At 42.1% G+C, this 19,761-nt stretch carries 21 protein-coding genes; all 21 read left to right on the plus strand.

Going from position 1 to position 19,761, the window contains the following annotated elements; genetic code table 11:
* The first annotated feature begins 99 nt into the window (after positions 1 to 99).
* The 21 genes from F7732_RS11695 (at position 100) to F7732_RS11795 (ending at position 19,745) form a co-directional block, all read left to right on the plus strand.
* Entirely contained in the window at positions 100 to 1,209 is a 1,110-nt protein-coding gene (locus F7732_RS11695; RefSeq protein WP_151574037.1) for a DUF4097 family beta strand repeat-containing protein, read from the plus strand.
* Between the two features lie 59 nt (positions 1,210 to 1,268).
* Positions 1,269 to 1,616: a phage holin family protein gene (locus F7732_RS11700; RefSeq protein ID WP_151574038.1), complete on the plus strand. Its 348-nt coding sequence runs from the start codon at positions 1,269 to 1,271 to the stop codon at positions 1,614 to 1,616.
* A 302-nt stretch (positions 1,617 to 1,918) separates the two neighbouring features.
* A complete protein-coding gene (gene hprK / locus F7732_RS11705; protein ID WP_151574039.1) occupies positions 1,919 to 2,854 on the plus strand; it encodes an HPr(Ser) kinase/phosphatase in 936 nt (311 codons plus the stop codon).
* Positions 2,855 to 2,904: 50 nt separating this feature from the next.
* The gene (gene lgt, locus F7732_RS11710; RefSeq protein ID WP_151574040.1) at positions 2,905 to 3,723 is read left to right on the plus strand and encodes a prolipoprotein diacylglyceryl transferase; all 819 of its coding nucleotides are present in this window, start codon (positions 2,905 to 2,907) and stop codon (positions 3,721 to 3,723) included.
* 6 nt (positions 3,724 to 3,729) lie between these two features.
* Positions 3,730 to 4,674: a nucleoside recognition domain-containing protein gene (locus tag F7732_RS11715; RefSeq protein ID WP_151574041.1), complete on the plus strand. Its 945-nt coding sequence runs from the start codon at positions 3,730 to 3,732 to the stop codon at positions 4,672 to 4,674.
* A complete protein-coding gene (gene ppaX, locus F7732_RS11720) occupies positions 4,664 to 5,317 on the plus strand; it encodes a pyrophosphatase PpaX (protein ID WP_151574042.1) in 654 nt (217 codons plus the stop codon). The genes F7732_RS11715 and ppaX overlap by 11 nt, the downstream gene beginning before the upstream one ends.
* Positions 5,314 to 5,847 (plus strand): acyltransferase, encoded by a 534-nt coding sequence (locus F7732_RS11725; protein ID WP_151574043.1) that lies wholly within the window; start codon positions 5,314 to 5,316, stop codon positions 5,845 to 5,847. Before ppaX ends, F7732_RS11725 begins: the two co-directional genes overlap by 4 nt.
* A gap of 190 nt (positions 5,848 to 6,037) precedes the next feature.
* A complete protein-coding gene (locus F7732_RS11730) occupies positions 6,038 to 7,222 on the plus strand; it encodes an ATP phosphoribosyltransferase regulatory subunit (protein ID WP_151574044.1) in 1,185 nt (394 codons plus the stop codon).
* Complete coding sequence (gene hisG / locus F7732_RS11735) at positions 7,219 to 7,863, plus strand: ATP phosphoribosyltransferase (protein ID WP_151574045.1); 645 nt, start codon at positions 7,219 to 7,221, stop codon at positions 7,861 to 7,863. The genes F7732_RS11730 and hisG overlap by 4 nt, the downstream gene beginning before the upstream one ends.
* Positions 7,863 to 9,131, plus strand: a complete 1,269-nt coding sequence (gene hisD, locus F7732_RS11740) for a histidinol dehydrogenase (RefSeq protein ID WP_151574501.1) — start codon at positions 7,863 to 7,865, stop codon at positions 9,129 to 9,131. Before hisG ends, hisD begins: the two co-directional genes overlap by 1 nt.
* Positions 9,132 to 9,143: 12 nt before the next feature.
* Entirely contained in the window at positions 9,144 to 9,731 is a 588-nt protein-coding gene (gene hisB / locus F7732_RS11745; protein ID WP_151574046.1) for an imidazoleglycerol-phosphate dehydratase HisB, read from the plus strand.
* Positions 9,732 to 10,394 carry an imidazole glycerol phosphate synthase subunit HisH gene (gene hisH, locus F7732_RS11750; protein ID WP_151574047.1) on the plus strand — a complete coding sequence of 221 codons (663 nt, stop codon included), beginning with the start codon at positions 9,732 to 9,734 and terminating at the stop codon, positions 10,392 to 10,394.
* Positions 10,366 to 11,091, plus strand: coding sequence for a 1-(5-phosphoribosyl)-5-[(5-phosphoribosylamino)methylideneamino]imidazole-4-carboxamide isomerase (gene hisA / locus F7732_RS11755; RefSeq protein WP_151574049.1), 726 nt, complete (start codon positions 10,366 to 10,368; stop codon positions 11,089 to 11,091). The genes hisH and hisA overlap by 29 nt, the downstream gene beginning before the upstream one ends.
* Positions 11,085 to 11,843, plus strand: a complete 759-nt coding sequence (gene hisF, locus F7732_RS11760; RefSeq protein WP_151574051.1) for an imidazole glycerol phosphate synthase subunit HisF — start codon at positions 11,085 to 11,087, stop codon at positions 11,841 to 11,843. The genes hisA and hisF overlap by 7 nt, the downstream gene beginning before the upstream one ends.
* The gene (gene hisIE, locus F7732_RS11765; RefSeq protein ID WP_151574053.1) at positions 11,840 to 12,472 is read left to right on the plus strand and encodes a bifunctional phosphoribosyl-AMP cyclohydrolase/phosphoribosyl-ATP diphosphatase HisIE; all 633 of its coding nucleotides are present in this window, start codon (positions 11,840 to 11,842) and stop codon (positions 12,470 to 12,472) included. Before hisF ends, hisIE begins: the two co-directional genes overlap by 4 nt.
* Positions 12,473 to 13,197: 725 nt before the next feature.
* On the plus strand, positions 13,198 to 14,154 hold the full coding sequence (locus tag F7732_RS11770) for a nuclease-related domain-containing protein (RefSeq protein ID WP_161598870.1): 957 nt from the start codon (positions 13,198 to 13,200) through the stop codon (positions 14,152 to 14,154).
* A gap of 119 nt (positions 14,155 to 14,273) precedes the next feature.
* Complete coding sequence (locus F7732_RS11775) at positions 14,274 to 15,767, plus strand: tetratricopeptide repeat protein (protein WP_151574057.1); 1,494 nt, start codon at positions 14,274 to 14,276, stop codon at positions 15,765 to 15,767.
* A 241-nt stretch (positions 15,768 to 16,008) separates the two neighbouring features.
* Entirely contained in the window at positions 16,009 to 16,962 is a 954-nt protein-coding gene (trxB, locus tag F7732_RS11780; protein ID WP_151574059.1) for a thioredoxin-disulfide reductase, read from the plus strand.
* Positions 16,963 to 17,378: 416 nt separating this feature from the next.
* Entirely contained in the window at positions 17,379 to 17,837 is a 459-nt protein-coding gene (locus F7732_RS11785; protein ID WP_151574502.1) for an NUDIX hydrolase, read from the plus strand.
* A gap of 40 nt (positions 17,838 to 17,877) precedes the next feature.
* Positions 17,878 to 18,771 (plus strand): RNase adapter RapZ, encoded by an 894-nt coding sequence (rapZ, locus tag F7732_RS11790; RefSeq protein WP_066442625.1) that lies wholly within the window; start codon positions 17,878 to 17,880, stop codon positions 18,769 to 18,771.
* Positions 18,768 to 19,745 carry a gluconeogenesis factor YvcK family protein gene (locus F7732_RS11795; protein WP_151574060.1) on the plus strand — a complete coding sequence of 326 codons (978 nt, stop codon included), beginning with the start codon at positions 18,768 to 18,770 and terminating at the stop codon, positions 19,743 to 19,745. The genes rapZ and F7732_RS11795 overlap by 4 nt, the downstream gene beginning before the upstream one ends.
* The last annotated feature ends 16 nt before the right edge of the window (positions 19,746 to 19,761 follow it).

Raw genomic sequence — 19,761 nt, forward strand, 5'->3', positions numbered from 1 at the left:
AATTGTACATGACTCCGCACTGAGAGAGAGTAACATGCAGTGGACACCACACGAATCTTATTTAAAGAATAAAAGTTTATAAAATATGGAGGGATTCCCATGCAAGAAGAAAGAAAACGTATATTAAAAATGGTTGAGGATGGAAAGCTAAAGGTTGATGAAGCACTTATTCTTCTTGAAGAGCTAGAAAAATCAAGCAAAACAGCACAAGAGAAAGAACAGAACATGTTTCCGGAATTAAGCAATAAAGTCCATTTTGAAGAAGCGAAAAAAGAAGATCCATTAAATGAAAAGTTTAATAGCGCAAAAGTGAAAATCATTGATTTTGTCGATTCAGCATTAAAGAAAATTAAGGATGCAGATTTTGATCTGAATTTTGGCCAGTCCGTTGATATTACGCATATTTTTCAATATTCGAATGTATATTTAAAGAACATAGACATCGATGTAGCAAACGGGGGAATTAAGTTAATTCCTTGGGAGCAGCAGGATGTTAGGATCGAGTGTAACGCAAAGGTTTATCGAGTCGAAACACAGGAAGAAGCCCGCCAGAAATTCTTAAAAGACGTACTATTTGCGGTTGAAGGAGAGAAGCTCCGTTTTTCAGCGCAGCAAAAATGGATGAAGCTTGAAGCTTCCATTTATGTTCCTCAATCACAATATGAAAACATTAAAGTGCGCATGTTTAATGGTCCGATAGATGGTGAAAACTTATATGCGGAAAGCTTTAAAGCAAAATCAGCAAATGGTAAAATTAATGTAGCAGGTCTGCAGGGGAAATATGCAGAGGTTGAAACAGCTAATGGCCAAATCCATATTTCGAATAGTACAGTAGACGAATTCGAAATCGAAACGATTAATGGAGTGGTTCATATTGAAGGAAGCTGCAAAAAGGCAGACATTCAAACCTTCCATGGAGATATTCATTGCACAATAAAAGGAACAGGCTGTGAACAGCTTGAGGCAAAAGTAACGACAGGAAATATTGAGTTATTTGTTCCAGAATTTACTGCTGTAAATGGGGAGTTAAAGACAAATCTGGGCAGCTTCAATGTAGAACTGGATGGCATTGAAGTCATAGAAGAGAAGAGCGAAGTCATTCAAAAGAATCTGCGCTTTCGCTCATTGAAGGATCCTGTCAGCGGATTAAGGCTCCTTGCTGATTCAAAAACAGGCTCTATATCTGTAAAAAAATCCGCAATTATATAAAAAGACAGCTGGAATAAGTGCTTTCGTCTGCAGCAATGCTGTTAAAAGAGGTGTAGCGAATGAAATGGTTAGTAGGAATTCTCATAAATGCAGTTCTATTTATCGCGATGGGAGGTTTTTTTGGAGATTCCTTTTATTTATCGGGATTTGGAGCGGCAGTCATTGCAAGTGTGGTACTATCAATCCTAAATATTCTGGTCAGGCCGATTCTAATTATCCTGACACTGCCGATTACATTTCTCACACTTGGATTATTCCTATTTGTCATCAATGCGGTTACACTGCTTATAACGGATGGCATTATGGGCAGCTCATTTGAACTGGCAGGCTTCGGAACCGCCTTTATCGTCAGCATCATCATGTCCATCGCAAACATTATCATCCAAAGCACATTTGCAAAAGACTAACAAACGAGGCATTTCAGCCAATAATAAACCCGAACTGCTAGCAGAGTTTCATTAATCTGCCTGATGGTTCGGGTTTTTGTGTATTTAAAATCTCTTGCCTCTATGGATCTGCACTCTCGCGGAAAGCGAGTACCATGGAGTGGAAATCACTCTCTCTGCTTTACTAAGGCAACAAAGCATGCAAAAACACCAAAAAACAATCTCAGCGATTTGGTTCTTGTGAAAAAAATGCTAAAATAGATTGATGCATAATAACCGTTAAGAACGTGTTAAAGGCTAGCGAGATAAAAGGAGGCGTTTTTATGCCAAAGGTTCGCACGAAAGAAGTTATTGAAAAATTCAATTTAGAATTAATTAGTGGTGAGGAAGGCATCAACAGACCCATCACGACGACTGATATTTCAAGACCAGGAATTGAACTTGCCGGATTTTTTGATTACTATCCAGCTGAAAGAATTCAGCTGATTGGAAAAACGGAACTGACGTTTACAAAGAAACTGAATAAATCAGAACGCGCAGGCAGACTTGAACGATTATGTTCAGATATTACACCGGCAATCATTGTAACGAGAGAAATGGAGATTCCGGAAGAATTGATAGAGGCATCGGAGAAAGAAGCCGTTCCTTTATTGCGGACAAAGCAAAAAACAACACGTTTCTCCAGTATGCTGACGAACTTCTTAGAAAGTAAGCTTGCTCCAACAACAGCCATTCATGGAGTGCTTGTTGATATATATGGTGTAGGTGTCTTAATCACTGGAAAAAGTGGGGTTGGAAAAAGTGAAACGGCCCTGGAGCTTGTGAAAAGAGGCCATCGCCTTGTTGCGGATGACTGTGTGGAAATTCGCCAGGAGGATGAAGATACACTTGTCGGCAGTTCTCCTGAGCTAATTGAACATTTACTCGAGATTCGCGGACTTGGGATCATTAATGTCATGACTTTATTTGGAGCTGGTGCGATCCGCAGCTATAAAAAAATATCGCTTGTCATGGATTTAGAGATATGGGATCCGAAAAAACAATACGACCGTTTAGGGCTCGATGAAGAAAAAATGAAAATTATCGATACCGAAGTGACAAGGTTAACAGTTCCTGTTCGGCCAGGCCGAAATTTAGCTGTTATTATCGAAGTGGCAGCCATGAATTTCCGTCTGAAAAAAATGGGGGTAAATGCTGCACAGCAATTTACGGATAAACTGTCAGATGTTATTGAAGATGGAGACCATGAAGATCGTTAAGGGTCTCATTACATAAAAAGCAGGAACAGATAAGAGGAGGAGAATACAGAGTGGAGCGAAATATAGAACCGCTTAATCGAGTGGCCTTTGAAATAGGGCCGCTCACGGTCAATTGGTATGGCTTAATTATTGGTATTGGAATTGCCCTTGCGTTAGTGATCGCAATGCGTGAATCTGACCGCCGCGGATTGGATAAAGAGATCTTCGCCGACTTAATGTTATGGGCGATTCCAATTGCGATTATTTCAGCAAGAATTTATTATGTGATTTTTCAATGGGACTATTATTCACAAAATCCAGGTGACATTATTAAGATCTGGAATGGCGGTATTGCCATTCACGGAGCCCTCATTGGAGCTGTCATTACAGCGTACATATTTACAAGAATAAAGAAAGTTTCTTTTTGGAAAATCGCTGATATTGCTGCTCCAAGCATCATTCTTGGGCAAGCCATCGGCCGCTGGGGGAACTTTATGAACCAGGAAGCACATGGCGAAGAGGTTACTCGTCAGTTCTTGGAAAATCTTTATTTGCCTGATTTTATTGTGAATCAAATGTATATCAATGGTACTTATTATCATCCAACATTCTTATATGAATCGCTCTGGAATTTTGCTGGCTTTATTCTTTTAATTTTGCTCAGAAGGATAAATCTTCGCCGCGGTGAACTGTTCTTAACCTATGTCATTTGGTACTCCATCGGAAGATTCTTTATTGAAGGAATGCGAACAGACAGTTTAATGGTTACCGATTTCTTGCGTGCTGCTCAATTGCTTTCGGCTGCTCTAGTCGTTGGTGCTATTGCGCTCATCATTTTTAGAAGAGTTAAAGGCTATGCAAACGCACGCTATCTCGACAAAGGTGTGTAAAATCATATGCTGCAATCTGTACAAAAAGGTTTGCTTGTTGGTTTAAAGACAACATGGACATTAGGAAAGGTCATCTTTCCAGTCACATTAATTGTTTCACTGCTGCAATACACCCCGGTGCTTCCATGGGTGATTTCATTGATTACCCCGCTTATGAATATCATCGGATTATCAGGTGATGCGGCGATTCCGATCGTATTAGGAAATTTGCTGAATTTATATGCCGGAATCGGTGCGATCTTAACATTGGATCTCACTGTAAAAGAAGTATTTATTATTGCTGTGATGCTGTCCTTTTCACATAATCTTCTGATTGAATCAGGAGTAGCTTTAAAGGTTGGTGTTAAGCTGTGGGTCATTCTTACTGTCCGGATTGGCCTCGCGTTTTTTTCAGCTCTGATTATCAATCTTGTTTGGAAGGGCGGCTCGGAAATGGCCCGTTATGGGTTTATTCCCCAAACAGAGACCGAGTTAACCGGCTGGGGCGCCATTTTACTGGACGGTCTGCAAAAGGCTGCTTTAGGGATTTTTCAGCTGGCATTAATCGTTATTCCGCTAATGATTGTTATTCAAATTTTAAAGGATTTAAAATGGCTTGCTGTCTTTTCAAAATGGATGGCACCTGTGACAAGAATGTTAGGGATGAAAGAGAACACATCTACAACTCTTGCAGCAGGTCTGCTGTTTGGTCTGGCATTCGGTGCAGGTGTAATGATTCAAGCTGTAAAAGAGGATGGCGTCAGCAGAAAGGATGTCACCCTTGCCTTTATATTCCTGGTTGCGTGTCACGCTGTTGTTGAGGATACATTGATCTTTATTCCGCTTGGAATCCCCGTGCTGCCGCTCTTGCTTATCCGGCTTGGGGTCGCCATTGTGCTTACACTCGCTGTAGGGTATTTTTGGAGAAAAGCGGACTTGTCAAAAAGAAAGGAAGCAACCTATGAACACTAAGATAAATACCATTCTATTTGATTTAGATGGAACACTGATTAATACAAATGAACTAATTATTTCTACCTTTTTGCATACATTGGAACAATATTATCCGGGAAAATACAGCCGTGAAGATGTTCTGCCATTCTTAGGGCCGACTCTGCATGAAACATTTCAGAAACTGAATCCTGAAAAAACAGACGAAATGATCGCTGTCTATAGAAGCTATAACATTGCCAATCATGATCTGCTCGTGACAGAGTTTGAAGGTGTTTTTGAAACAGTTAGGACCTTGAAAGAGTCAGGCTATAAGCTGGCGATCGTAACAACAAAGATCTTGAGTGTTGTAAAGAAAGGACTTGTTTTAACCAATCTCGATCAATTTTTTGATGTCGTGGTAGCATTGGATCATGTCGAAAATGCCAAACCAGATCCAGAGCCGCTGCTGAAAGCATTAGATCAGCTGAATTCAAAGCCTGAAGAGGCCATCATGGTGGGAGATAATCATCATGATATTTTAGGCGGTAAAAATGCGGGAACAAAAACAGCAGCCGTTGCATGGTCTGTGAAAGGCAAAGACCATCTCTTGACTTATCAACCTGACTATATGCTGGAAAATATGGCAGACTTACTGGATATTTTAGAGGCAGAAAACAAATGAGAAGAACGACAAGGTATCCTGTAACAGGAGGCAATTCACTTTGGCATGTATACAAAACCGTGCCATTTCTCAAGGTTGTGAAAAACTTTGTCGTCATTCAGCTTGCTCGATATACACCGATATTAGGTTTGAAAAACTGGCTTTACCGCACATTTTTAAGAATGAAAATTGGCGACCAGACATCCTTTGCCTTAATGGTGATGCTTGATGTGATGTTTCCGGAAAAAATAAGCGTTGGCCGAAACACCGTGATTGGCTACAATACAACCATTCTTGCACATGAGTATTTAATCAAAGAGTACAGATTGGGAGAAGTCGTCATTGGTGATGAAGTGATGATTGGTGCCAACACAACGATTCTCCCTGGAGTGAAAATTGGGGATGGCGCTATCGTCTCAGCCGGTACGCTTGTTCATAAGGATGTGCCGGCAGGCGTATTTGTCGGCGGCAACCCGATGCGGATTATTTACACAAAAGAACAACTGGCAGAACGCTGGGCAAACGATGAGATTTATGGAAATGGATCTTGATTAAAACCCTCTTCCTTTTGGGAGAGGGTTCTTTTGCGTATTCTAATAGATTCCTTTCACTCCTAGTCTTATTTTTCCGAAAACAAAGAGTTTTTCATTGACGCTTCACACTATCAGATGTAAACTAACTAATAACTTCACTTTATTAGCATGGTAGCGAACTAAAGGATTTGGCAGAGGTGACGACAGAATGAGTCCATTATATATGTTTGAAAAGCCATTAGGCATGAGAGATACCTTGCCTAAGCTTTATGAAATAAAACGAAATGTCCGTGCATCAGTTGAAAATGAAATGAGAAGCTGGGGCTATCAATTTATAGCTACACCAGCACTGGAATATGATGAAACTGTAGGAGCTGCATCCGCAATTATGGAGCAGCAGCTGTTTAAACTTCTTGATCAGCAGGGGCGCACCTTGGTGCTGCGTCCGGATATGACCGCTCCAATTGCGAGAGTAGCAGCTTCGAAACTGTTAAAAAGGAATATCCCGATTCGGCTGGCATACTCGGAAAATGTTTACCGCGCACAGCAAAGAGAGGGCGGCAGACCGGCTGAATTTGAACAAATCGGGGTTGAGTGTATAGGAGACTCTACCATTAGTGCGGATGGAGAAGGAATCGCCCTTATGATTTCTGCTCTTAAAGCAGCGGGATTGCAGGAATTCCAATTATCTGTTGGACACATAGGATTTGTCCGTAAGCTGTTTCAGCAAATTGTAGGTACAGAGGAAAGAGTTGAGGCACTGACCAGGTTCCTATATGAGAAAAACTATGTGGGCTTTAAGATGCATGTTGAAAATCTATCTCTATCATCGATCGATAAGCAGCGCCTGCTTCGTTTCCTTCATCTAAAAGGGCAGGATGAGACCATACCTGCTGCTTTTGATATCCTCGAAAATGGGCAGGGAACAGAAGAGGTTGAAGAATTGCGCCAGCTTTGGGATATCATAGCTGATTATGGCTATGAGGATATCGTTAAGTTCGATTTAACGCAAGTCAGTCATATGAGCTATTATACAGGGATTGTTTATGAAGCCTACGCAGAAAAGGTTGGCTTCCCGATTGGCAATGGCGGCCGATACGATGGACTGCTGGGTAAGTTCGGCAAAAATACAGGTGCAACAGGGTTTGCGATCCGTTTCAATCGGCTGCTCGAAGCGTTAGAAGAGACAAAAGCGGCTGAACCTCTTTACGCCATCTTTTTTAGTGCAGAAAGAAGAAAAGAAGCCTTTCAGCTTGCAGGTGAACAAAGAGCTTCCGGGAAAAAGGTCGTGCTGCAGGATATAAGCGGTGTTCACGATCTGGATGCCAATACAAAGCAATATGAAGATATAGTTTATTTATTAGGAAAAAGCGGAAAGGAGTCAATGCAATGAATAATCTGCTGACGATTGCGATGCCAAAAGGGAGAATTTTTACAGAAGCAGCAGAGCTCCTCAGAAAAGCAGGATTCCCTTTGCCGCCAGAGTTTGATGATTCCAGAAAACTCATTATCGATGTTCCTGAGGCTCAATTCCGCTTTATTTTAGCAAAGCCAATGGACGTGGCGACATATGTGGAGCATGGCGTGGCTGATCTTGGGATTGCTGGGAAGGATGTTATGCTCGAAGAAGAGCGTGACGTATATGAGCTGCTGGATTTGAAAATAAGTGCCTGCCACCTGGCTGTAGCCGGTCTGCCGAATACCAAAATGAACGAAGTGGCGCCAAAGGTAGCGACAAAATATCCGCATGTGGCCGCAGCCTATTTCCGTCAGCAGGGAGAGCAGGTTGAAATCATTAAGCTGAACGGCTCGATTGAACTTGCACCCTTGATTGGTCTTGCAGACAGAATTGTGGATATCGTTTCCACAGGCCGTACGTTAGTTGAAAATGGTCTAGTTGAGTACGAAGTGATAGAGCACATTACATCGAGATTAATTGTCAACCGCGTCAGCTATCGGATCAAGGACGAGCGCATTACAGAAATCGTGGAAAAGTTAAGCGAGGTTATTAAGCAAAAAGGAGAGCCCGCATGATGAAACTATTAAAAGCAACGGCGAACCTTTCTATTCAGCGTTCTGTTGATAGCGGAACGGACGAGCAGCGTGCTGCCGTTCAGAGCATCATAGCTGATGTACGGAAAAATGGGAATGCAGCTGTCCTAAAGTATACGGAAAAATTTGATGGCATAGCGCTGTCCTCTATTTTGGCAACATCTGAAGAGATTGAAGAAGCCTACACTCTTCTGGAGAAAGAGCAAAAGGAGATCATCCAGCGGGCAGCAGCTAATATTCGTGCTTTCCATGAGAAACAGCGAATCCAATCATGGATCACAACAGATGCCGATGGTACGACGCTTGGACAAAAGGTAACACCGCTGGATTCTGCTGGCTTATACGTGCCGGGTGGAACAGCAGCCTACCCATCTTCGGTGCTGATGAATGTGATTCCTGCCCAGGTTGCCGGTGTCAGTAAGATTGTGATTACTTCTCCTCCTGATCGCACGACAGGCAAGCTGCCTCCAGCTGTTTTAGTCGCAGCCAATGAAGCAGGAGTAACGGAGATTTACAAGGTTGGCGGAGCACAGGCCATTGCAGCACTTGCGTACGGAACAGAGACTATTCCTGCCGTTGATAAAATCACAGGACCAGGCAATATTTATGTCGCTCTTGCCAAGCGGGAAGTTTACGGAGATGTGGATATTGATATGATTGCCGGACCGAGTGAAATTGTTGTTCTTGCAGATGAAACAGCTTTTCCAAAAGAAGTGGCTGCAGATCTTTTATCACAGGCTGAGCACGATGAACGCGCCTGTGCCATTCTCGTTACAGACAGCATGACGTTAGCGGAAAACGTAAAACTGGAAGTAGAAAAGCAGCTCGAAACCCTGCCGCGCAAAGAAATCGCCGCATCATCGATTGAAAACTACGGTGCCATTTATGTAACAGATTCAATGGATGAAGCAGTAGATCTGGTGAATCAGCTTGCTCCTGAGCATCTGGAACTGCTGACGGAAGAGCCGATGACACTGCTGGGAAGCATTCGCCATGCCGGTGCCATTTTCATGGGAAGATACAGCTCAGAGCCTGTGGGTGATTATTTTGCCGGACCCAATCATGTACTGCCGACAAATGGAACAGCTCGTTTCTCTAGTCCATTAAGTGTCGATGACTTTGTGAAAAAATCGAGTATTATCTACTACAGTGAAAAAGCATTGCGGAAGAATGCTGAAGATATTGCTGCTTTTGCCAGAATGGAAGGCCTTGAAGCACATGCTCGTGCCGTTGAATCGCGGCTTAAATAGGAGGAAAATAACATGACTCGTACAGCAGATATCACTCGAAATACAAACGAAACAAAAATTCAATTGTCATTAAATATAGATGGAGAAGGCAGAAGTGATTTACAAACAGGAGTGCCTTTTTTAACCCACATGCTGGACCTTTTTGCCAAACACGGCCAATTTGACTTGACTGTCAATGCTGACGGCGATACCGAAGTAGACGACCACCATACGACAGAGGACATAGGAATCTGCCTAGGTCATGTACTGAAGGAAGCTCTAGGTGATAAAAAAGGAATTAAGCGCTACGGAAATGCTTTTGTGCCAATGGACGAAGCATTAGCACAGGTAGTGGTTGATTTGAGCAACCGCCCTCACTTAGAAATGCGAGCAGAATTTCCGAGCCAGAAGGTTGGAACATTTGATACCGAACTGGTTCATGAATTTCTCTGGAAGCTTGCATTAGAGGCAAGAATGAATTTGCATGTGATCGTACACTACGGGCAAAACACGCATCATATTATCGAAGCTATTTTTAAAGCACTGGCACGTGCTCTTGATGAGGCAACGACCATCGATCCTCGTATAAAAGGAGTTCCATCCACGAAAGGAATGTTGTAAATGATCGGCATCATTGATTATGGAATGGGCAATTTGTTCAGCGTCGAAAAAGCACTGGAACGGTTAGGTGTTGAAACTTTTATTTCAGACGATCATGAGAGATTAAGGCAGGCGGATGGCCTCATTTTGCCTGGTGTCGGTGCATTTAAAGATGCGATGGACCTTCTGAACGAAAACGGATTAACGAGAATGATCCACGAGTATGTACAAACAGGTAAGCCGTTTTTAGGAATTTGCCTTGGCATGCAGCTGCTGTTTGAGAGCAGCGAGGAGAACGGATTAACGAATGGTCTTTCACTGCTGCCGGGAAAAGTCATCCGTTTCTCAGGTGTAGATCGCAAAGGAGAACCTTATAAAGTGCCTCACATGGGCTGGAATAAGCTTCGTTTTGATCAAGGTTCTCCGCTTTTGCAAGGTGTAGATGAAGACTATGTTTATTTTGTGCATTCCTTTTATGTGGATGCTGATCAGTCAGACGTTGTGCTTGCTGAAGCAAACTACGATGTAAATGTTGCCGCAGTAGTGGGCAAGAAAAATGTATTCGGCATGCAGTTCCATCCGGAGAAAAGCAGTGCGATGGGCATGCAGTTATTGCGTAATTTTACAAAGCTGACAGAGAAGGGAAGTACCGCAGATGAGTTTTACAATCTATCCCGCAATTGATATGCGTGCCGGCAATTGTGTGCGCCTGCTGCAAGGAGACTACGATCAGGAAACGGTATACGGAGATTCACCCTTTGACATGGCGAAAGCATTTGCTGATGCGGGGGCAGAGTGGATTCACATGGTCGATCTTGATGGAGCAAAAGACGGCAAAAGAATCAATGACCGTTTTGTTGTGGAAGCGGCACAGAAGCTGCACGCGAAAGTGCAAATTGGCGGCGGAATCCGCACGGAGGAAGACATCGTTCATTATCTGGATCGCGGAATTTCCCGCGTCATTATCGGGAGCATTGCTGTCAGCAACCCAGAGTTTGCGATTGAAATGATCCGTAAATATGGAGAGAAGATTGCTGTTGGACTTGATGCGAAAAATGGCTTTGTAGCTACACATGGCTGGCTCCAAACTTCAGAAGTAAAAGCAGTTGAGCTTGGAAAAACCTTCGCTGATGCCGGAGCGGAAACATTTATATTTACTGATATCGCTACTGACGGTATGCTGTCTGGACCAAATGTGGAAGCTGTTTGTGAGCTTGCAGCGGAAACAGGCAAGAAGGTAATTGCTTCAGGCGGTGTCAGCAGTCTTGCAGATCTTGCTGCTTTAAAGAAGTATGCAGATCAGGGAGTTGCTGGTGCCATCGTTGGGAAAGCCATATATGAAGGGCGGTTCTCAGTGAAAGAGGCGGTGGCGTTATGCTGACGAAAAGAATCATTCCCTGTCTTGATGTAAAGGAAGGAAGAGTCGTAAAGGGAATTCAGTTTGTGGAGCTCCGCGATGCTGGCGATCCAGTTGAACTCGCTCGTTTTTACGATGAACAGGGAGCCGATGAGCTTGTGTTTTTAGATATTTCAGCCTCACATGAAGGGCGTCAAACAATGGTGGAGGTAGTGAAGGCTGTTGCTTCTGAACTCGCCATTCCGTTTACCGTCGGCGGCGGCATCAACTCGCTTGAAGATATGAAGCGCATTTTACGGGCAGGAGCTGACAAGGTTTCATTAAACACAGCAGCCGTTCTGCGTCCAGAGCTGATTACTGAAGGAGCCAGCTTTTACGGTTCACAATGCATCGTCGTTGCCATAGATGCGAAGTATGATGAAGAAATTGGCACTTGGCGGGTGTACACACACGGCGGCCGCAAAGCGACAGAGCGAGATGTCATCTCATGGGCAAAAGAAGCGGTCGAAAGAGGTGCCGGCGAACTGCTGCTGACAAGCATGGATGCAGACGGAGAAAAGAAGGGCTTTAACATTGACTTAACTAAAGCGGTCAGCGAGGCTGTTACCGTGCCGGTTATCGCTTCAGGCGGTGCAGGAAACGCTGACCATTTTGCGGAAGCATTCCTGGACGGCAAGGCAGATGCCGCTCTGGCAGCTTCTATTTTTCACTATAAAGAAACCTCTGTAGCAGAAGTGAAGGAAAGTGTGAAACAAAGAGGAGTGTGTATCCGATGAATATTGAATTTGATGGCAATGGACTCATCCCGGCAATCGTTCAGCATGCCGAGACAAAAGAAGTGCTGACCCTCGCATATATGAATGAAGAATCCTATGAGAAATCGCTTGAAACGGGCGAAACCTGGTTCTTTAGCCGCTCAAGACAAGAGCTTTGGCACAAAGGCGCAACAAGCGGAAATACGCAAAAAATCGTAGAAATGAAACTCGATTGCGACCGTGATGCGTTAGTCGTACTTGTTCAGCCTGCTGGACCTGCTTGTCATAAAGGGACAGAGAGCTGCTTTGAGGAGAGTGTTTATAAGGGGGAAGCTTTGAGAGATGCCCCCGCAGATTACAGCATTTTAGGAAAACTTGAAAAAGTGATTCGTGATCGCGAAGCTGAACGCCCGGAAGGTGCTTATACCACGTATTTATTTGAAAAAGGCGTAGATAAGATTCTGAAAAAAGTGGGCGAAGAAGCCTCCGAAGTCATTATCGCTGCAAAAAACCGTGACAAAGAAGAATTGAAATGGGAATCCGCAGATCTGCTGTACCACCTGCTTGTCCTATTGCGTGAACAGGACCTCCCATTTGGAGACGTATTGAAGGTATTGGAGAAAAGACACGAGAAACCGGCCGCTGAGTAGAGCGGGCGGTTTTTTTGTTGGGGGGAGATGCGGTTTGATAGGGAAAAGTGGGATTTTGAACTAGAAAAAGTTAATTTAGCGTCTAAAAATTCGATTTGATAGGAAAACCGGAAATATTGATAGGAAACTTCAAAAATTTGATAGGAAACCAATAAATTTTGATAGGAAACGCAGAAAATTTGATAGGAATCCCCCATCCCAAGAAAGAAAAGGACTAAATAAAGGAGCAAAAAGCTCGAAATTATGCAGTTACCAGGTGGAAAGGAAGAAATTTGAACTAAAAAAGGTAATTTTCCGTCTGGAAATTCGATTTGATAGGAAAACCGGAAATTTTGATAGGAAACTTCAGAAGTTTGATAGGAAACCATACAATTTTGATAGGAAAAAGAAATATTTTGATAGGAAACGCAGAAAATTTGATAGGAACTCCCTATCCCAAGAAAGAAACGGACTAAACAAAGGAGCAAAAAGCTCGAAATAGTGCAGCTTTCAAGCAAAAAAGCAGAAATCTGGTCCATGAAAACCAATTCCAGAGCTGGAAAAAGCATTTTAACAAGAATCCACACGCATTTTAATCAGTAATTCCAAAAAACGATCGGAAATCAAATTGTGATTTTAAAAAACCTTCTAAAACTAACTCATTTTTGAACTTTCTGTGAGGATTTATCCAAAAGGAAGGATACTTCAAACCAATAAGCAAATATAACCTTAAAGGAAGTGATGAATTGATTATAAAAGAAAGGGAAATACCCATTCGGATTCTTAAAATTCAAACCTTATTAGACAGAGTAACCCTGCCCCCTGAGAAAAGAGTTATTTTAGAAGGGGAGTTGAAATCGAGGCTAGCTGGTTATTATGGAGAAAAGGCGATTGATTATTATTTGAGGAAATTACCCAAAAATGATTACTGCATTCTCCACAGTTTAAGATTGAAAATGAACTCCGATTACTTTCAGATTGACACGCTGCTATTAACAGATAAGTATGCCTTAATTATTGAAGTCAAAAATCTGGCAGGTGAACTTTTTATTGATGTTAATTGCAATCAGCTGATTCAAACAACACCGGATGGAGAAGTGAAAGGCTATCAAAACCCGGTACAGCAGGCGAAATATCAAAAGCAAGATTTAGAAAAAGTATTTAAAACTAAAGTAATCCACTTGCCGGTCGAGTACCTCGTAACAATCAGCAAACCCTCTACTATTCTGAAAACAAATTCCAAATATGCGATCTCAAAAATGATTCATGCACAATATCTAATTGAAGAAATTGAACGCCTCAATATGAAGTATCACATTGTCATTCATGAACAGAATGCAGTGAAGAAAATGGCAAAAATGCTGTTAAAACTTCATTGTCGGGAAACATATGATGTTTTAAAGGCCAATCAGCTCACTCAAGAGGATGTACAGAAGGGCGTACGCTGTACTGATTGTGGTCACACGCCAATGCAGCGCAAGCATGGGACATGGAAATGCCCGAATTGCTGCAAGATAGATATAAACGCGCATGTCAAAGCAGTGGAGGATTATTTCCTATTATTCGATTCACCACTGACAAATCAAAAATTTCGTGAATTTACTTACATGGATTCGGAGCAGACAGCAAGTAGACTTCTGAAAAAGATGAATCTTCCTCATTCTGGTAATGGGAGAAGTCGTGTGTACTATAGTTTATACTGAATTGAATCAGTTATTATTCTTTTCTAATCCCCCAAACCAAATTACATCCCCCAAGCCCTTCTCCTAATGCTTGTACATATGATATACTACTACAGTTAATATGTATGATGGAGGATTTCATGAGTAAAGACTCTAAAGCGAGACATCAGATGGGAAAGTTATTGTCGTTTAATCCTTCGGGTGAGTATTACTTTTCAAAAGGAGTAAAGGCTTATCATCGCAGGGATTTTTATAAAGCAACAAAGTATTTACAGCGTGCCATGCAGCTGGAGCCGGGTGAGCCGATGATTGTATGTCAGCTTGCGATTGTTTATTCAGAGATGGGTGAGCATCAGCAATCGAATCGTCTGCTTCATATGATTCTGGAAGAACTGGATGAAAACATGAGTGAGTGTCATTATTTTTTAGCTAACAATTATGCTCATATGGGCTTTTTTAAGGATGCTTATCAGCATGCGAATCTTTATCTGGAGTTAAATGATGATGGGGAGTTTTCTGATGATACAGAGGATTTGCTTGATTTATTAACACTGGAGGCCGAGGAACTTGATGAGGATCTGTATGAGCAGGATGACCTTATTATTAAGCAGGAGCAGGCTAGAGAATTGCTGGAATCAGGCCATTTTCCAAAGGCAGTTGAAATCTTAACGTCTGTCATTGAAGATTATCCGGAATATTGGTCCGCTTATAATAATCTGGCGCTTGCGTATTTTTATTTAGGGGAAGTGCAGAAGGCTTCCGAAATTTTAAATAAAGTGCTGGAAGAGAATCCAGGGAATTTGCATGCTTTATGCAACAGGCTTGTTTTTGCCTTTTATCAGCGCAGTTTTGCAGAGATCAAGCTGTTAAAAGAAACATTAAAGAAAATTAAGCCGATGTCTGCTGAGCATCAGTTTAAGCTTGGAGCAACCTTTGCGTTGACCGGTGAGTATGAAGCGGCGTTTCAATGGCTTCGGAAGCTGCAAAAATCAGGTTTTGACGGTGATGGGCCATTCTATTATTGGCTGTCTTATGCGGCTTATTTTACCGGGAGAGAGGATATTGCCCGCTCTACTTGGAAAAAAGCAGTCGAAATGAATCCTGATAAAGAGGGCTTTGAGCCGTGGAACGAAGAGAAACAAGAGCAAAATGGATTTGAAGATCATCCTTCTTCTATTCAAAAAAAGCTGAAGAGTGATTACAAAGAGGAAAGAATGTTTGCTCTATTCTTAATTTCGGTTTCTAGTAAGAGGGATGAACTGCTTTTATCGGCAGGCATTAAGAAAAACCAGAAATTATCTGCCCTTGAACAAGAGTATGTTTCCTACATTACAACAGGTTCAGCGAAGAGTTCAGCAGTTGGCGCGCATGAAATTGCCCAGCTGCTATATGAAAATCATCATCCGATTGGCACAACGGAAGCTGGTCTTTATCTGCTGTGGTTTACTGTATTTATTGAAATGGAAAAAAACAGTGTGCTTATTAAAAATAAGTTAGCCTGGGCAGCCGCGCTTGAGTATGTTTGGAAAAAGATGCGCAGTGAAAAAGTTTCACAGGCACAATTGGCTGGACAGTATGGCATTTCCGTTTCTACTTTAGGAAAATACATTAAATTGGTAAATAATTTCCTTTAATGAGCAGATTTTTGGACGAAATCTGCTCATTTTTATATGATTAAGAAAAATAATCGGCAGTGAAATTTGCTTCCGAAAAATGCTTGGCATCAGCCATTCAGGCTGATTAAGAAACGTGCAAACCGATTTTTTATAGGATCATGCTAGATGGAGAAGCTAATAAATGGGTATGGAAATAAGAAGCGCAGCATAAACTGCGGCTGGGTAATCTCCTGCACATTTTATATAAGGAGGAAGTATTGTGGCGGAAGAAAAAATTTATGATGTCATTATAGCTGGAGCTGGCCCTGCCGGAATGACGGCAGCTGTTTATACATCTCGTGCAAACCTGACGACTTTAATGTTAGAGCGCGGCGTTCCTGGCGGGCAAATGGCAAACACTGAAGAAGTAGAGAACTATCCTGGATTTGAGCATATTCTTGGACCTGAGCTTTCTACAAAAATGTTTGATCATGCGAAGAAATTTGGTGCGGAATATGCATATGGCGATATTAAAGAAATTATTGACGGACGCGAATATAAAACAGTTATTGCAGGCTCAAAGCAATATAAAGCCCGTGCTGTGATTATCACAACTGGTGCAGAGTATAAAAAGCTTGGCATTCCTGGAGAAAAAGAGCTTGGCGGACGCGGCGTTTCTTATTGCGCAGTATGTGACGGGGCATTCTTTAAAAACAAAGAGCTAGTTGTTGTCGGAGGAGGAGACTCTGCTGTTGAAGAGGGAGTTTATTTAACTCGTTTCGCAAGCAAAGTGACAATTGTTCACCGCCGTGATGAGCTTCGAGCACAAGCTATCTTGCAGCAGCGTGCATTTGACAATGATAAGATTGATTTCATCTGGAATCATACGGTAAAAGAAATCAATGAAAAAGACGGTAAAGTGGGCAGTGCAACACTTGTTTCCACTGTGAATGGCGAAGAACAAGAATTTAAAGCAGACGGTGTTTTCGTTTATATCGGTATGGTGCCTTTATCAAAGCCATTTGAAAGCCTTGGCATTACAAATGAAAATGGCTATATTGAAACAAACGAGCGAATGGAAACAAAAATGCCTGGCATTTTTGCAGCAGGAGATATTCGTGAGAAAACATTGCGTCAAATCGTAACAGCGACAGGTGATGGAAGCATCGCTGCTCAAAGTGTTCAGCATTATGTTGAAGAGCTGCAGGAGAGTTTTAAAGCAGAAGCAAAATAGTCTGTGGAACTTTGATCAGCACGTTTTTTAAAGCATAAACTCAAATGTTAGATTAGACTTTACAAAAAGTCATTATGTTTTAACTGTGCTGTAACGTTAGTGAAACAAATTTCGGGTAATATAAGAATAGAAATTGACCCCCTTTTTAAGATATAAATCTTGTTGAGCACAGTGAGAGCTGGGCTCCTTTTTTTTGCGTTCAAATAACTTGGTATAAAATACAAATAAAAAGAAACCTTCGTCTAGAGCTGTCTGTTTTAGAACAAGACCGATTAGCTGAAAATGGATAAAAGCTGTGGCAGCGGCAGTCAATCGTTGTCGCTGTCCTGCAAACATAGTATAATAAAAGGAATATAAAAACGGCATAATGTGGGCTTTGGGTAATGCAGCCCGGTCATAAAGGTCAGGTGAAAGTAGTGCAAAGGGTCACCAATTGTGTATTGTTAAAAGAAAATAAAGTGTTGCTTCTTCAAAAACCGAGACGCGGCTGGTGGGTTGCGCCTGGCGGAAAAATGGAGCCGGGAGAATCGGTTAGAGATTCTTGCATTAGAGAATTTCGGGAGGAAACAGGTATTTACTTGCGCAATCCGAATATAAAAGGCATTTTCACTTTTATTATGAAGGATGGCGATAAGGTGCTGTCTGAATGGATGATGTTCACCTTTATGGCGCAGGAATCTGATGGACTTAATGTGGATGAGTCTGAGGAAGGAAAGCTTTCATGGCATAAGCTGGAGGATATAAAAGATTTGCCGATGGCAGCTGGTGATTATCACATTTTGGACTACATGATTCATGGAAATGGTATGATTTACGGGACATTTACGTATACACCAGATTTTGAACTGATCAGTTATAGGCTCGATCCTAGTTAATGTTCTATAAAAATCGAAGCAGTTTCGGGGGGGAATAATGATGAGTACGGGTTCAATAAATGAAACACAAATGGTTATTATTACAGGTATGTCTGGAGCAGGAAAAACAGTAGCAATTCAAAGTTTTGAAGATCTCGGTTTTTTCTGTGTTGATAACTTGCCCCCAACTCTTCTGCCAAAATTTCTTGAACTGATGAAGGAATCCGGGAATAAGATGAATAAGGTTGCGCTGGTAATGGACCTTCGCGGCCGTGAGTTTTTTGATCACCTTTTTAAAGCGTTAGACGAGCTGGCTGAAAAATCATGGGTCACACCTAAGATTCTTTTTTTAGACGCTGACGATTCGACGCTCGTAAGCAGGTATAAGGAAACAAGAAGGTCTCACCCATTGGCGCCATCAGGGCTGCCTCTTGAAGGCATTAAGCTTGAGCGCGAACTGCTTGAAGAACTGAAGGGAAGAGCACAGCTTATTTATAAGACCTCTTCTATGAAGCCAAGGGAACTTCGTGAAAAAATACTAATGGAATTTTCAGTGAATAAAAAAACCATCTTTACTGTCAATGTCATGTCTTTTGGCTTTAAATATGGCCTTCCAATCGATGCGGATCTTGTGTTTGATGTTCGCTTTTTGCCTAACCCGCATTATATCGACCATATGCGTCCCAAAACGGGGTTAGATGAAGAGGTTTCAAGCTACGTGCTGAAATGGACTGAAACAACAAAATTTCTTGAAAAAGTGACTGAATTGCTGAGTTTCATGCTTCCTCATTATAAAAGAGAAGGAAAATCACAGCTTGTCATTGCCATTGGCTGTACAGGCGGCCAGCACCGTTCTGTTGCGCTTGCTGAATATTTGGGCCACTTCTTTCAAGAGGATTATCATACGAAAATTACGCATCGTGACATTGAGAGGAGAAAGGAAAAGACAAAATGAACAGACAGCCGAGGATTGTCATCATTGGCGGCGGCACAGGACTGCCAGTCCTCTTAAGAGGACTGAAAAAGTATCCTGTTGATATTACAGCTATTGTAACCGTAGCTGATGATGGCGGCAGTTCAGGCAGGCTGAGAGATGATTTAAATATTCCGCCTCCTGGTGATATTCGCAATGTGTTAGCGGCGCTTTCTGATGTTGAACCGCTGATTGAGGAAATGTTTCAGCACCGATTTTCAACAAGCAATGAACTTGCAGGTCATTCATTAGGGAATTTAATATTGGCTGCCATGACATCGATTACAGGGAATTTTGTTCATGCCATTCAAGAGATGAGCAAAGTTTTAAATGTACGAGGCAAAGTGCTTCCGGCGGCTAATCAGAGTGTCATTTTGAAAGCGGAGATGGAGGACGGCACAATTGTGTCGGGTGAGTCCAAAATACCGTACTCTGGAAAGAGAATTAAGCGGGTTTTTCTTGAGCCTGAACAAATCCAGCCTTTACCTGAAACGGTCCATGCTATAAGACAGGCTGACATGATTATTATTGGTCCAGGCAGTCTATATACAAGCATCCTGCCTAATCTGCTTGTGCCGAAGCTAGGCAATGAGGTACGCCGTTCACGAGCAAAAAAAGTCTATATATGCAATTTGATGACTCAGGCTGGTGAAACTCATAATTACACGGCAAGTGATCATGTTAAAGCCATATATGATCATATGAATTCAGCATTTATGAATACCATTCTCGTTAACAAGGAGAATATACCTGCACACGTGCAGGAAAAATATATTGAAGAAATGGCGAAGCCTGTTTTTTACGATGTAGATCGGCTTCATGAGTTAGGACTTGAGGTAATACCAGGTGAGATCGTCAGCTATGAAGGCGGAATCATCCGCCATGATACACAGGAAGTGGCAGATATTCTTTATCATTTGCTTTTAGCTGAAACCAAAAAGCGTTTTGAAGCGTAGTATATACAGTGCCAAT

This window comes from Bacillus mesophilum (assembly GCF_008923265.1).
GTDB classification, from domain to species: Bacteria; Bacillota; Bacilli; order Bacillales; family Cytobacillaceae; genus Cytobacillus; species Cytobacillus mesophilum.

What these genes read in the sequence shown, in the direction of transcription:
- F7732_RS11695 (WP_151574037.1), top strand. Translation starts at nt 100, where the DNA reads ATGCAAGAAGAAAGAAAACGTATATTAAAAATGGTTGAGGATGGAAAG.
- F7732_RS11700 (WP_151574038.1), top strand. Translation starts at nt 1,269, where the DNA reads ATGAAATGGTTAGTAGGAATTCTCATAAATGCAGTTCTATTTATCGCG.
- hprK (WP_151574039.1), top strand. Translation starts at nt 1,919, where the DNA reads ATGCCAAAGGTTCGCACGAAAGAAGTTATTGAAAAATTCAATTTAGAA.
- F7732_RS11715 (WP_151574041.1), top strand. Translation starts at nt 3,730, where the DNA reads ATGCTGCAATCTGTACAAAAAGGTTTGCTTGTTGGTTTAAAGACAACA.
- ppaX (WP_151574042.1), top strand. Translation starts at nt 4,664, where the DNA reads ATGAACACTAAGATAAATACCATTCTATTTGATTTAGATGGAACACTG.
- F7732_RS11725 (WP_151574043.1), top strand. Translation starts at nt 5,314, where the DNA reads ATGAGAAGAACGACAAGGTATCCTGTAACAGGAGGCAATTCACTTTGG.
- F7732_RS11730 (WP_151574044.1), top strand. Translation starts at nt 6,038, where the DNA reads ATGAGTCCATTATATATGTTTGAAAAGCCATTAGGCATGAGAGATACC.
- hisG (WP_151574045.1), top strand. Translation starts at nt 7,219, where the DNA reads ATGAATAATCTGCTGACGATTGCGATGCCAAAAGGGAGAATTTTTACA.
- hisD (WP_151574501.1), top strand. Translation starts at nt 7,863, where the DNA reads ATGAAACTATTAAAAGCAACGGCGAACCTTTCTATTCAGCGTTCTGTT.
- hisB (WP_151574046.1), top strand. Translation starts at nt 9,144, where the DNA reads ATGACTCGTACAGCAGATATCACTCGAAATACAAACGAAACAAAAATT.
- hisH (WP_151574047.1), top strand. Translation starts at nt 9,732, where the DNA reads ATGATCGGCATCATTGATTATGGAATGGGCAATTTGTTCAGCGTCGAA.
- hisA (WP_151574049.1), top strand. Translation starts at nt 10,366, where the DNA reads ATGAGTTTTACAATCTATCCCGCAATTGATATGCGTGCCGGCAATTGT.
- hisF (WP_151574051.1), top strand. Translation starts at nt 11,085, where the DNA reads ATGCTGACGAAAAGAATCATTCCCTGTCTTGATGTAAAGGAAGGAAGA.
- hisIE (WP_151574053.1), top strand. Translation starts at nt 11,840, where the DNA reads ATGAATATTGAATTTGATGGCAATGGACTCATCCCGGCAATCGTTCAG.
- F7732_RS11775 (WP_151574057.1), top strand. Translation starts at nt 14,274, where the DNA reads ATGAGTAAAGACTCTAAAGCGAGACATCAGATGGGAAAGTTATTGTCG.
- rapZ (WP_066442625.1), top strand. Translation starts at nt 17,878, where the DNA reads ATGAGTACGGGTTCAATAAATGAAACACAAATGGTTATTATTACAGGT.
- F7732_RS11795 (WP_151574060.1), top strand. Translation starts at nt 18,768, where the DNA reads ATGAACAGACAGCCGAGGATTGTCATCATTGGCGGCGGCACAGGACTG.